Here is a 13,181-nt window from a genome sequence, read left to right as displayed (position 1 = left end):
CGCAAAGTAAGTTTTTTGTCGTTGCGCCGGATGATAACGCTGTTTGTACGGGGCACGATGGGGCGTACAGGAAGGGACAAAGTCCGGAGATAAGCTGAACTTAAAAAGAAAGCGTATTTTTAAGCCCCACTTCCAGTAAGGTGTATGCGCTTTAGTCTACTATTCATCTGCATGATTGCTACTGCCTTTTTTTCATCAACCCCCGTACCGTTCGATATTGAAGGTCATCGGGGCTGCCGGGGGCTAATGCCCGAAAACACCATCCCCGCTTTTCTGAAAGCATTGGACCTTGGCGTAACGACGCTCGAAATGGACGTGGTTATCAGTAAAGACCGGCAGGTAGTTGTTTCGCACGAGCCGTACTTTAACGCGGCTTTCAGTATCAAACCCAATGGGACACCCGTCGACAAAAAAGAACAGAAAGACCTGGTGTTATACCAGATGAACTACGCCGACATCAAACAATACGATACAGGGTCCAACGGCAACCCGACCTACCCGGAGCAGCAAAAATTAAAGACCTACAAGCCATTGCTGAGTGAGGTAATCGAGCAGGCAGAAACCTATCGAAAAGCGAAAAACTTGCCTGCCTTTTCGTATAATATCGAGCTAAAAAGTGAACCGTCGGGATACAACAAAAGCCAGCCTGAACCAGCCCTTTTCTGTGACCTCGTGCAGGAAATCATTGCCAAACGGCTACCGCCCGAACGGGTAGTCATTCAAAGTTTCGACTTCGCCGTTTTGAAGCAGTGGAAAAAAGGCGTTCAGGCCGGAAAATACCCCGATGTACGCCTGTCGGCTCTGGTCGAAAACCTGCGTAGCCCGGAAAAGAATCTGGAAGAACTGGGTTTCAAACCCGACATCTATAGCCCTTATTTTAAGTTGCTGAGTCAGGATAAGATTGCCCGGCTACACGAAAAAAACATCAGGGTTATTCCCTGGACAGTGAATCAGCAGGATGATATGGTCCGATTGAAGAAGTGGGGCGTCGATGGCCTGATTACCGATTACCCTAACCGGGCTGTTGGATTATAAACCTAAACCATTGGATTGAGTTTTAATAGTTGACCACTTCAATTTAGCTGGTTTATTGTATTTTAGCCCCATGACTGTCTTCAACACCACGCTCAAATGGCTCCTGCAACGGCGAATACCCCGCATTGAGGCTATGATGCAAAACCCTGGTGCCACACAGCATACCGTTTTCAACCAGCTGATTCGGGCTGGCCGACGGACGGAGTGGGGGAGAAAATACGGTTACAAATCAATCCAGACTATTCGCGAATTTCAACAGCAGGTTCCCGTATCGAGTTACGAAGATCTGTTTCCGTACATTGAGCGGGTCATGAAAGGGGAAAACAACGTGCTGTGGCCATCCCCCGTCCGCTGGTTCTCCAAATCTTCCGGTACTACCAATGCCCGGAGCAAATTTATCCCCGTTACCACCGAGTCACTGGACGAAAGCCATTTCAAAGGGGGTAAGGATATGATGGCCCTCTACATAGCCAACAACCCCGATAGCCGGGCCTTTGAAGGTAAAGGGCTATCTATAGGTGGAAGCCTTCACCAAAACCCCTATAGCACTAATAGTGCAGTTGGCGATGTATCGGCCGTGGTGATGAAAAACCTGCCCAGCTGGGCACAGTACATCCGTACGCCATCCATCGATATTGCCCTGATGGATGAATGGGAAGCCAAACTGGAACGGATGGCCGAAATCACTTCCCAGGAAAACGTAACCAGTATGCTGGGTACACCCACCTGGGGCATAGTACTTATTGATAAAATTCTGTCCTCTACCGGCAAATCGAATATCCTGGAGGTATGGCCCAATTTTGAGGTGATGATGCACGGCGCGGTCAATTTTCAGCCTTACCGGGAGTTGTTCCAGCAGCAGGTTTTCCCGTCGGCAAAGGTACGGTATCAGGAAGTGTATAATGCGTCGGAAGGGTTCTTTGCCATTCAGGACGACCTGAGCCGGGTGGGTGAAATGCTGCTTATGCTCGACTACGGCATTTTTTACGAGTTTGTTCCCTTGCAGGAGGTCGAACAGCCTTTTCCAACTACGTTGACTGTTGATGACGTTGAACTGGACAAAAACTACGCACTGGTTGTTTCGACCAACGGCGGCCTTTGGCGGTATAGGGTGGGAGATACGGTTCGGTTTACGTCGTTATATCCGCACCGGCTGAAGGTGAGCGGACGAACCAAGCACTTCATCAATGCCTTTGGTGAGGAGGTAATCGTGGAAAATGCCGAAACGGCCATTACCCGCGCCTGTGAAGCAACCGGTGCTGTCATCTCAGATTACACGGCTGGTCCGGTTTATATGAGCAATGGAGCAAACGGTTCCCACGAATGGGTGATTGAGTTTACTCAGGGACCCGACGATCAGGAACAATTCAACCGGATTCTGGACGAAACGCTCCGGCAAATCAACTCCGATTATGACGCCAAAAGGTACAACGACATGGTGTTAAAACGGCCTCGTATTCATGTTGTACCAGTGGGTACATTTTATGCCTGGATGAAACGGCGCGGCAAAGTTGGTGGTCAGCATAAAGTGCCCCGGCTGGCCAATACGCGGGAATATGTAGATGATATTCTGGCCCAACTAACCAGATACCAACGGCCGTAAAATGGTGGTCTTATCCCCGAATCAGTTTCTTTTCTCTGATGAAGTCATTGGTCAGTACGGTTTTATCGGGATTCAAAACGACCTGCTTCAAAACTTTACAGATAAATAGCTCATGGTCCCCGGCATCGGTGGTGTGTAACACCTGACATTGAGCGTAGCCAACGGCTTCCGTGAGGTAGGGGCAACCCCGCTCATCAAGCGCATAAGGCAGATTTTTGAACTTGTCCTTCGTCCGGCCCGATTGTTGTCCCAGTTTTCGAATCAGGCTGGTCTGGTCTATCGCCAGCAGGTTGACGTTTAGGAGGCTACTTTCCCGGGCCAGTTCAATGGTATAGTCCGGTTTGTAGAGAGCCACTACGAGATGGGCGCTGTCCATGGCCGTTTGCATCACCCAGGTAGCGATATTAGCATTTTGCCGGCCATCAGTTGTTCGGGTGGTGATGCTGTGAACATCGTAGTTTTTGTACTTTAACAGTCTCTTAGCCATGATAGGGCAGTTGATCAGGTGGGGAATCAATGAGTTTAGGGAGACAGGAAGGTAGTAGTGAACAAAGGTAAAAAAGACATTGTTGCTTATCTGACTGATAAACTCACCGACTGGCTGACCCGCGACCTTTATCTATGAAATCATTCGACATCCCCGAATACTACCGTAGTAGCATTATTACCCCACTGAAAGAATTTCGGCGGAAGCGGGACAAGCTAAAGCGGGATTTTACGCCTACAATGCTTGATTTTGGCCCAATCCGGATATTGATTGCCCGGCACTTCGGCTTTTGCTATGGGGTGGAAAATGCCGTTGAGATTGCGTATAAAGCCATCGCCGAAAATCCCGGTAAGCAAATCTATTTGCTTAGTGAGATGATTCATAACCCCGATGTCAACGCTGATTTACAGGAAAGGGGGGTGCGCTTCATTATGGATACGAAGGGAAACCAGCTCATCCCATGGGCGGCACTGACGGCGGATGATATTGTGATTATCCCGGCTTTTGGTACTACACTGGAAACGCAAAGCCGGCTATCGGCTATTGGGTTAGATGTAGCTAAATACGACACCACCTGCCCTTTTGTGGAGAAAGTGTGGAACAAAGCCAGTCAGATTGGTCAGAAAAACTATACAGTTATCGTGCATGGAAAGCCCAGTCACGAAGAAACCCGGGCTACCTTCTCGCACAGCAAAGAAGCCGCCCCAACTATAGTGGTTAAAGATATGGCTCAGACGCAGCGTCTGGCCAAATACATCACGGGGGAGTTACCTGCCACTGATTTCTACACGGAATTTGCCGGACAATATTCAGTCGAATTTGACCCAACGCGTGATTTGGAACGTATTGGCGTCGTTAATCAGACAACCATGCTTGCTTCTGATACGCAGGGTATTGCCGATTATTTGAAACAGGTGATGGCCAGCAAGTACGGTTCAACTGGAGAAACGGACGAAACGCACTTCGCCAATACCCGCGATACTCTTTGCTATGCTACTAACGATAATCAGGATGCTACCTATGCCCTGCTGAAGTACCCGGCCGAATTTGCCATCGTAGCTGGTGGGTATAACTCCTCTAATACGTCGCACATCGTTGAACTTTGTGAAGAAAAACTGCCCACTTATTTTATCGAATCAGAGCAGAAAATCTTGTCTGATACACTGATTCGCCATTTTGACAGCCATAAGAAGCAGGAAATCGTTACGGAGAACTTTATACCGGGTACCCGACCCGTTACGATGCTTCTCACCTGCGGAGCTTCCTGTCCTGATATTGTCATTGAGGGTATTCTACTGAAGCTGATTCAGTTTTTTCCTGACGCAGAATCGATGGAGACGGTTATGGGAAAAGTGATGGAGCAGTCTGAGTCTCCGCTTTAGCGTTGCGGGCTTACCTTCACGACAACTTCCCGGCTCTCGTTATTCAACCGGTCTAACGCCGTTATTGCATACACATATTTCTTGGCAGGGTCGGCCGTTTTGTCTATGTACCGGGTGGCTTCCTCCCCAATGCAGTGCGCTACAATGCAGCGTGGATCATCCAGACGCAGGCGTGGCCGCTGCCCCTCAAACCGATAGACAAGGTAACCGTTGGCCACATCGCCATCGAGTGCTTCGGCCGCTTGTTGCCAGAACAATTCTACGCCTTCGGGAGTCATGGCTGCTTTAAGGTCATGGGGCGGTAGGGGGGGGATACTGTCGAGCCAGGGCATGGTAGGCACCAGGGCCAGGTGCCGATAGAAGTTGGTTTGTAGCGAGTCCCGAATGGCCAGCGGATTGAGTTTTATATTCCGGGCACTAAACAACACACTACCCTGCACAAGCTGCTGGTCCCGATTATAACGAATCTGATTCGGGAACTCTGTCTGTCGCCACCAGCCGGGGTCGCGGTCAGAACCGCGCCCAACCCGGTAAGCGCCATGGCCAATGTACAACTGGCAGTTGCTATTGGTACAATTCTGCGTCCACCATTCTACGAGTGATTTGTAGGGCGCCCGGCCAAACTCCGAACTGAAATACACCTGCGGAACAATGTAGTCGATCAAACTATCGCGCACCCATTTCCGGGTATCGGCATAGTTGTCGTAGTAAGCTTGCCCGCCGTTGGTAGCAGAGCCTTCGGGGTCGTTGCTTTTGTTCTTCCATATGCCGAATGGACTGATACCGAATTTTACCCAGGGCTTGTTAGCCCGGATAGAGTCCCGGAGTTCGGCAACGAGCCGATTTACATTATCCCGTCGCCAGTCGCCTTTGGTCATACCAGGCAAAAGATTAGGGCTTGACTTAAACGTGTCATCGTCTTTCAAGGTCTGCCCGGCTTCGGCATAGGGGTAAAAATAATCGTCGAAATGAATACCATCTACATCGTATTCGCGTACTACATTGGCCACGATACCAGCAATGTACGAGCGAACGGCTGGCACGCCCAGATTGAATAACTTACGCCCACCGTAGGTCAGTATCCACTCCGGCTTCCGGTAAATAATGTTGGTAGGCGCTATACTCGATGACTTACCAAACGTTGCCCGGTCCAGGTTAAACCAGGCGTGGAATTCGAGCCCGCGCTGGTGAGCCTGATCGATCATAAACTCCATCGGGTCATAAAATGGCTCTGGTGCCAGCCCTTGCTGACCCGTTAACCACTCTGACCAAGGTTCTGAACTTTTCGCATAAAAAGCATCAGCCGCCGAGCGAATCTGGAAAATGACCGCATTTAGCCCCATTCGCTGGTGCATGTCAAACATCTCAATAAGCTCGCGCTGCTGGGTAGCTACCGGTAGGCCTTTTTTACTGGGCCAGTCCATATTTTCGACCGTGGCAATCCAGACGGCCCGGAATTCACGCTTGGGCGGTGGTGGTGTAAGGTCGGCTACTTCATCAAACTCAATCGATTCTACAGACGTTTCAACAACGGGGGGTACAGGCGTTGGTGGGGGCCGTTTAACAACTACTGGTTTTTGCGGAATCGGTTTGGTGGCAGCTACCGCCGGACGAGCAGGGCCGACGGGTGGTCTTTTGGTAACGACGGGCTTGGCCTGCCGACAGCCATGCCATCCTAAAACAGCTACTAAGAGAAGCAAATAAGCACCTAACCGCATTAATGAGAGGAGTTAAGGGACAAAAGTAGTAATAGTCTACTACTATACCGGTTTAGAGCTATTTTTAACATTTACTAATCTTCTTTCAACTACTAACGATAGTTCGGAAGATAACTGTCCGAAGTAAACGCTATTAATCTGAAATAGGCAATCGAAACGAGTACGTTTTGGGTAGTAATTCAAATGGTGTTGGTATGTTCGGGACTATAATCCCAGATCAATAGTTTCGCAGTAAACCGATAAAATATACTGGTCTTGGCAGAAGATAAAGGCTTCTGCTCGCATCAGTTAATCCGTCGACGCAGAGTGATTATTCCACTGTTCTTGCCCATAATCAACTTAGCAGGTGTAAAGCGATATGGAAAGGATATCAAAAAAAATGACTTTGAAAGCCTTACTGGTTCCTCGGCCATATTTTGATACCGAGAGGTATAACCGGGTAGCGTCAGGTTTAGTATCTGATTAATTGATAAAAATAATCGGCAGGAAAAGTCAGCGATAACTGCTTTTCCTGCCGATTAAAACCAGCCTGAATAAGATTTTGCTTTATAGATTAAAACCTGTTAACCCCAAGAAATTATATTTACCCGCAATGCCTGCCCCCGCAGCCGTTGTTTTCAATATCGTTTGTGATTTATAAACGGCTCCTGGTCCGGTATTCTCGAGCAGATTAATGGAAAACGACTGAAAAGAGCCCAGGTTATAAACGTATTTATTATCCGGCGAAATCCACAATTCTTTCGAGTCACCGTTGGGAGCGAGACCACTTCTGGCTTCTGACTTTGTTAGCGTTAAACCAGATGAAGCCGCATTGAAGGTTGACACAAGATTAGTTTGAAAACTGGCGACGAATAATTTGTCGCCGGTTGAGTTCAACACGGTCCAACAGGCCTCATTAATGGCCGGCGACGAAGTGACCGCAAAATTGGATGCCTTAGCTACCGATGAGCCGTTATCGTCCAGTACCGTTACACTATTGTCTAATTTAGTAGGAATCAGGTTGAAGTTTGAAACAAATAATCTTGTACTACCCGTAATAGCCCAGTTGAAACCAATGGTGCCTGAAATACCGGCTTCTTCGAAATAACGCCGGTTGCTGATCGATCCATTGGCAAAACTATAGACATAAACCCGGCTCGGATGCTGCTCGGCCAGTGAAGTGACCTTCGTGTCAAAATGGGCTATCCCCCAGGTCGATACGGCCAGTTTTGTTCCATCAGGGCTGAAACTTACCGTGGTAGGGCCGCCATTTTCGCGTACGTACTTGTCTAACTGCTTCTCAGACGTTAGAACCCCGGTTTTGGCGTTGAAGGTGAACAGTTGAATCGTTCGTTCATTATCCGATGCATCGGCCTGTTTCAAATCCTGCAGGAAAAACGCATTATTCGGATAACGTTCAATTTTTGCCCCATCTTTCTGGACGTTCGGGTTATTCCACTGATTGCCTACCACTACCCAGTATTCATCGGCAATGCCTGCTTTTTTGGTATAGGCAATGCTTACAGGCCTGGTTCCTCCCGAACTGGTGTTGCTTTTAAATGTAAGGTCACCATTAGACTTGTTCAGCGAAAAGACCGAAACCTGGTTGCCCCCCGCGTTGGTGGTTAACAAATAATCGCCAATGAGCTGGACAGCACCCTGCGCGTCGAAATCACCGTGGGCGTCGCCACCTGCTTTCACATCGGCACCGCCCTTACTGTTCGTGGTATAAGCGGTTTCATCTGACAACGACCCATCGGCATGACGGGAAAACTTCACTACCTGATTTATATCTTCTCCATTTGTTGTTGTATACAAATAGCCAACCACTTGATTAGCAGGGGGGATTTTGTGATCTTGTACACAGCTTTGAACCAGCAAAATACTGCCTACTACTACGGCTTTTAGCAATCCTGATTTATGTTCCATGTTTGTGAACGTTAAGGGGTTTGTGATTGGATGTACTATTGAAATGGGGTCATTTGAAAAATAATTAAACAGACATTAGTTATAGAATTTTATTATTAAGGTGTTAATATTCAGCTGATTAATTTGATGAAACAGCGTACTAAGTCTGCTCTTACACGTGAAACCGAGTTGCATAGTTATCATTACTAGTCTACCCTCGAAGCTGTAATGATTCTCCGGCTGACCATACCGATGCGCCAAGCAATACAATATCCTTTGCCAAAAATTGACCGGGTATTGCCGACAGGAACGGGAAACCATATTCTTGCTGGAGTACACCAGGCGTAGAGAGCAGAAAAGTGAGGGGTATTACACAGGTTAGGATGGCACCGATGCTGCCAATTGTTGACGCCTTCGGGGAGAAAGGTCGGCAAACAATCAAAACCCCGATTAGAATTTCAATAAAGCCAAGCAATCCGGAAAGTGAGGCAACGCTTAGCAGGCTGTACGTCCAGGAGAAGAATGGACTATGCTCAACCAAAGGCTTGATTCCTTCTGCTTCATAGGTAGTAAATTTCAGAATGCCAATCCAGATGAAGACAATGGCCAGGCCGTATCGAATCAGTTGCGCTCCTAATTTCTCCAGATTTGACCCCTGGGGAAAATCAGCGGTTATCGTTGCATTTTTCATGCGTTCTAAACAATTAAGTGGTAAACCCTTTAATCGTTTAGTCGCTGCCTGGCCTAAACCTTACAATTATTTTTAATTTTTTAGCAAACCCTGTCAGCTACTGGATTGGCTTTTAACTTCCTATTTAACGTTAACTGCCTTATGTTCAGGATGTTGAATTAGGGCTATTCTGAATCTAACTGCTTAATGATTTTTTGTTGGAGTTCTTCCTTAAACTGCTCATCAAGAACAGGTTCATTAGGTATCTTACCGGCTATAAGGTCCTTTAAACTACGATTTATCAGATGACTTTGCTTTTGATAGGTCCTACAGGCAGGACAGCAGGCCAGATGAAATGACAACTCCAGATGCTCGTTAAATCGAATTGAATCAAGCTGTTTCTTTTCGATTAAAAAGGTCGCTCTGCGGCAATTGCAGTATATCTTTTTTAATGAGTCCATTTTAGTTGGCTATTGCATGTTTTTTTGAAGGCAAGCCCGAAGATTTACTTTGGCACGATGAATAATTACCCAGAAGTTGGCCGGCGTTATGGAGAGTTCATGGCAAATTGCTTCCGTTTTTTTCTCATCCATATGCTTCATCGTAAAAACGGCAAACCAAAGATTGGGTAGTTTTTTCATACAGTTCTGAAGGATTTCCATAAACTCGGGATGTTGTGCTGGCTCCTCAGGCTCCATTTCGAACTCAACTGGCCTATGTCTAATTATCCAATGACCATCCTGCTGGCTGAATAACGGATCTAACTCAGAAATATCAATCATATCTGGACTTGCCGCTGATTTTTTTCGGTAGACGTCGCTAATCTTATTTTTAAGAATCGCCGTAAGCCAGGTGATTTCAGAGCTTCTGGCTTCAAACTTATCCATCCGCTCGAGGGCTGCCAACAATGTTTCCTGAACCAAATCCCTGGCTGAATCTTCATTATTAATACGTTTGAGAGCATAGTTATACAGGTAGTCGGCATACCTTACTACCCATTTATGCGGATCAATTATGTGCGTGGATGTAAACCCGCTGGATTTACGGCTATGCATAATTCATATACATCTACTTCGTCTGATTGAAGACTCTATTTCTGTTAAGCTCTAGTCAAAGGTAGTATGTCACTGATCAAGGCACCGAATACGTTATTGGTAAGCTGCTGAATTTAAGTACCTTACCAATTATCTATGATGTATAACCCGACAGAAAGTGCCTGCTATTTATTAGTCGTAAAATGGACAAAACCTTACATAAAGCTAATTGGAATTATGGTTTTTTATAGTTTTCTCCAATCTTTTTGCACGAAAGTGTTAGTTAGTTGTATGAATTAGTCCTCCAAATAGGTCATTCGGTTAGTAAGTTCACTCCAAATTATTGTAGAATCATCTTACTTAACTAGAAAAAACAACAAAATCAATTAGAAATATTATATATTGTCTCTTATAGATCACCGTGCTTTCGTACAATCTTCCTAAACTCATGGACATTTTTTTGCTATTCTACATAAAAGTGAGCCAGCGTAGCGTATTGGTAGGATAAAAACAACAATTTTTGGGCTAACTCTTGCCATGATAAGCTAACTTTGTTGGTCAAAACAACGACGCGCCCCGTCATGGATCAGTACTCATATATTGCTAACTCCGATGCTGCTTACGTAGATCAACTCTATCAGTCTTTTAAGCAAGACCCACAGACAGTTGATGAAAGCTGGCAACAGTTTTTTAAAGGATTCGAGTTTTCACTCGCTTACGGTGAAAAAACCAATGGAAAATCGGCTGCAACGGCTCAGAATGGCGTTTCAGCCAACGGAAATGGGCAGGCTGCCAAACCAGTAGATGCTACGCATGCCGAAAAGGAAGTGTCTGTTGCCAGTCTGATTAAGGCATACCGCTCGCGTGGTCACCTGCTGGCAAAAACCAACCCGCTTAGAGCGCGTAAAGACCGGCAGCCCCGTGTTGATCTACCTGATTACGCCCTCTCCGACGCGGATTTAGATACGACCTTTGAATCCGGTAAGCTGCTGGGCATTGGTCCAGCAACCCTCCGTGTTATCATGGACTCGTTGCGTAAAATCTACGCGGGGGATATTGGATTTGAATACATGTACATCCGCGAACTGGATGTTAAAAACTGGCTTCGCAATAAAATCGAGAAAGAAGCACTGGTTTTTATGCCTTCGCTGGATGAGAAGAAGCGGATCTTCGAAAAGCTCAACGAGGCCACCGTTTTTGAAAACTTTCTGGCTACCAAGTTTCTGGGTCAGAAGCGTTTTTCGCTCGAAGGGGGCGAAGTAACCATTCCCGCGCTTGACACTATTATAAGCCAGGCCGCCGATATGGGCGTTGAGGAAGTAATGATTGGTATGGCCCACCGTGGTCGACTGAACGTGCTGGCCAATATTCTGGGTAAGTCCTATGAGTCCATCTTTGACGGCTTTGAAGGAAACGTTCCCGACCAGGTGCAGGGTGACGGTGACGTAAAGTACCACCTCGGCTATTCGAGTCTGACAAAAACGAAATCGGGTAAGCAGATCAGCGTAAAACTGGCACCGAACCCGTCGCACCTGGAAGCCGTAAACCCCGTGGTTGAAGGATTTGTTCGGGCGCAGGCTGATGAGGAATATGCCGGTGATTTCACCAAGATAATGCCCATCCTTATTCACGGCGATGCGGCTGTAGCGGGTCAGGGTATTGTGTACGAAGTAACGCAGATGGCGAAACTGGCGGGCTATCAAACTGGCGGTACGGTCCATTTTGTGATTAACAACCAGATTGGGTTCACCACCGATTTTGACGATGCCCGGTCATCGATATACTGCTCGGATATTGCCAAAATCATTGACGCGCCGATTTTCCACGTCAACGGCGACGATCCTGAAGCCGTTATCTTCTGCGCTAAACTAGCCGTTGAATTTCGTGAGAAATTCAATCGGGATGTATTTATCGATATGGTTTGCTATCGTCGCTATGGTCACAATGAGGCCGATGAACCGAAGTTTACGCAACCAACGATGTACAATATCATCGATAAGCATAGGAATCCCCGCGAAATTTATAAGGAGCTGCTTATAGAACGGGGTGACGTAGATGCTGAACTGGCGCAACGTATGGATACGGAGTTTAAGCAGCAATTGCAGGACCGGCTTGACCGGGTAAAGCAAAAAGCTGAGATTCCGTACAAACCACTTCGATTAGACCTCGGCTGGGCCGAACTACGATTTAGCGAGCCAGGTGATTTTGACCAGTCGCCCGAGACCGGGGTTCCGGCTGAAGTGCTGGAAACGATTGGCAAAGCACTGGTAAAAATCCCGGAAGGGTTCAAACCGCTGAAACAGATTGATAAACTGCTGAAAGATCGGCAAGCCATGCTTACTGATACCAAAATGGTGAACTGGGGTATGGCTGAACTATTGTCATATGGGTCCCTACTGGTTGAAGGCAAGCCCGTTCGGCTGAGTGGTCAGGATGTACAGCGGGGTACGTTCTCGCACCGCCACTCCGTATTGCACGATTCAGAAACGAACGAATCTTATTCGTCTCTCGATTATATTCAGGATGGGCAGGAGAAATTTCAGGTTTATAACTCATTGCTCTCTGAGTACGGCGTACTGGGCTTTGAGTATGGGTACGCTATGGCTACCCCGCATGCCCTGGTCATATGGGAAGCGCAGTTCGGAGATTTCTCGAATGGTGCCCAGCTGATCATCGACCAGTTTATTGCCGCTGGCGAGTCGAAGTGGGGTATTCAAAATGGGGTTACATTGCTGCTGCCGCACGGATATGAGGGGCAGGGACCCGAGCACTCAAATGCCCGGCCGGAACGTTATCTGCAACTGTACGCAGAACATAACATGGTGGTAGCCAACGTAACCACACCCGCTAACCTGTTCCACATTATGCGTCGGCAGTTGGCCTGGAATTTCCGCAAGCCGCTGATCATTATGTCGCCGAAATCGTTGTTGCGTCATCCAAAATGCATATCTCCGCTGGAAGACCTCACCAAAGGGTCCTTTCAGGAAGTACTTGATGATACCTACGCGCAGGCAAAAAAGGTGAAGAAGGTATTACTGTGTACGGGTAAAATTTATTACGACTTGCTGGAGAAGCAGCAGAATGACAAGCGGGATGATGTCGCTATTGTCCGGTTGGAGCAGATTGCTCCCTTGCCCAAGAAGCAACTGGATACCATACTGGCGAAGTACAAGAAAGCCGAAATTGTGTGGGTTCAGGAAGAGCCAGAAAATATGGGCTCCTGGACTTACTTACTTCGTGTTGGTATGATTCTGCCCATCATTTCCCGTAAAGCTGCGGCTTCACCTGCCACGGGTTATCCAAAAATACATGCCAAGGAACAAGCCGATATTGTTCGCAGAGCGTTTGACTAAAAACAGTAGCAA

General features: G+C 47.3%; 9 protein-coding genes. 4 read left to right on the top strand and 5 right to left on the bottom strand.

Going from position 1 to position 13,181, the window contains the following annotated elements; all coding sequences use genetic code 11:
• The first annotated feature begins 171 nt into the window (after nt 1-171).
• Both B156_RS0105990 and B156_RS0105985 read left to right on the top strand, forming a co-directional pair.
• Nucleotides 172-1,035, top strand: coding sequence for a glycerophosphodiester phosphodiesterase family protein (locus tag B156_RS0105990; protein ID WP_018618752.1), 864 nt, complete (start codon nt 172-174; stop codon nt 1,033-1,035).
• Between the two features lie 70 nt (nt 1,036-1,105).
• Complete coding sequence (locus B156_RS0105985; protein WP_040585150.1) at nt 1,106-2,638, top strand: GH3 auxin-responsive promoter family protein; 1,533 nt, start codon at nt 1,106-1,108, stop codon at nt 2,636-2,638.
• Between the two features lie 10 nt (nt 2,639-2,648).
• On the opposite strand, the gene B156_RS0105980 is transcribed toward B156_RS0105985, so the two are convergent.
• A complete protein-coding gene (locus B156_RS0105980; protein WP_018618750.1) occupies nt 2,649-3,125 on the bottom strand; it encodes a flavin reductase family protein in 477 nt (158 codons plus the stop codon).
• Between the two features lie 134 nt (nt 3,126-3,259).
• Between B156_RS0105980 and B156_RS0105970 the strand changes: the two genes are divergently transcribed.
• Complete coding sequence (locus B156_RS0105970; protein ID WP_018618749.1) at nt 3,260-4,507, top strand: 4-hydroxy-3-methylbut-2-enyl diphosphate reductase; 1,248 nt, start codon at nt 3,260-3,262, stop codon at nt 4,505-4,507.
• Here B156_RS0105970 and B156_RS0105965 read toward each other — a convergent pair.
• The 4 genes from B156_RS0105965 to B156_RS0105945 form a co-directional block, all read right to left on the bottom strand.
• Nucleotides 4,504-6,225: a glycoside hydrolase family 10-like protein gene (locus tag B156_RS0105965; protein ID WP_018618748.1), complete on the bottom strand. Its 1,722-nt coding sequence runs from the start codon at nt 6,223-6,225 to the stop codon at nt 4,504-4,506. The two genes, B156_RS0105970 and B156_RS0105965, sit on opposite strands and share 4 nt — an antisense overlap.
• 546 nt (nt 6,226-6,771) lie before the next feature.
• Nucleotides 6,772-8,133, bottom strand: a complete 1,362-nt coding sequence (locus B156_RS0105960; RefSeq protein WP_018618747.1) for a lactonase family protein — start codon at nt 8,131-8,133, stop codon at nt 6,772-6,774.
• Between the two features lie 190 nt (nt 8,134-8,323).
• Nucleotides 8,324-8,803 (bottom strand): YkgB family protein, encoded by a 480-nt coding sequence (locus B156_RS0105955; RefSeq protein ID WP_018618746.1) that lies wholly within the window; start codon nt 8,801-8,803, stop codon nt 8,324-8,326.
• Between the two features lie 449 nt (nt 8,804-9,252).
• Nucleotides 9,253-9,837 carry a sigma-70 family RNA polymerase sigma factor gene (locus B156_RS0105945; RefSeq protein ID WP_018618744.1) on the bottom strand — a complete coding sequence of 195 codons (585 nt, stop codon included), beginning with the start codon at nt 9,835-9,837 and terminating at the stop codon, nt 9,253-9,255.
• Nucleotides 9,838-10,397: 560 nt separating this feature from the next.
• On the opposite strand from B156_RS0105945, the gene B156_RS0105940 reads away from it, so the two are divergent.
• Nucleotides 10,398-13,169: a 2-oxoglutarate dehydrogenase E1 component gene (locus B156_RS0105940; protein ID WP_018618743.1), complete on the top strand. Its 2,772-nt coding sequence runs from the start codon at nt 10,398-10,400 to the stop codon at nt 13,167-13,169.
• Nucleotides 13,170-13,181: the final 12 nt, after the last annotated feature.

The sequence above is a fragment of the Spirosoma luteum DSM 19990 genome (assembly GCF_000374065.1).
Lineage (GTDB): Bacteria > Bacteroidota > Bacteroidia > Cytophagales > Spirosomataceae > Spirosoma > Spirosoma luteum.
Note: the sequence above shows the minus strand (reverse complement) of the source record. Positions and strands in the feature narration are given on the sequence as shown.

Coding starts and splice junctions, on each gene's coding strand:
- B156_RS0105970 (WP_018618749.1), top strand. CDS start 3,260: ATGAAATCATTCGACATCCCCGAATACTACCGTAGTAGCATTATTACC.
- B156_RS0105945 (WP_018618744.1), bottom strand. CDS start 9,837: ATGCATAGCCGTAAATCCAGCGGGTTTACATCCACGCACATAATTGAT.
- B156_RS0105980 (WP_018618750.1), bottom strand. CDS start 3,125: ATGGCTAAGAGACTGTTAAAGTACAAAAACTACGATGTTCACAGCATC.
- B156_RS0105990 (WP_018618752.1), top strand. CDS start 172: ATGATTGCTACTGCCTTTTTTTCATCAACCCCCGTACCGTTCGATATT.
- B156_RS0105985 (WP_040585150.1), top strand. CDS start 1,106: ATGACTGTCTTCAACACCACGCTCAAATGGCTCCTGCAACGGCGAATA.
- B156_RS0105960 (WP_018618747.1), bottom strand. CDS start 8,133: ATGGAACATAAATCAGGATTGCTAAAAGCCGTAGTAGTAGGCAGTATT.
- B156_RS0105940 (WP_018618743.1), top strand. CDS start 10,398: ATGGATCAGTACTCATATATTGCTAACTCCGATGCTGCTTACGTAGAT.
- B156_RS0105955 (WP_018618746.1), bottom strand. CDS start 8,803: ATGAAAAATGCAACGATAACCGCTGATTTTCCCCAGGGGTCAAATCTG.
- B156_RS0105965 (WP_018618748.1), bottom strand. CDS start 6,225: ATGCGGTTAGGTGCTTATTTGCTTCTCTTAGTAGCTGTTTTAGGATGG.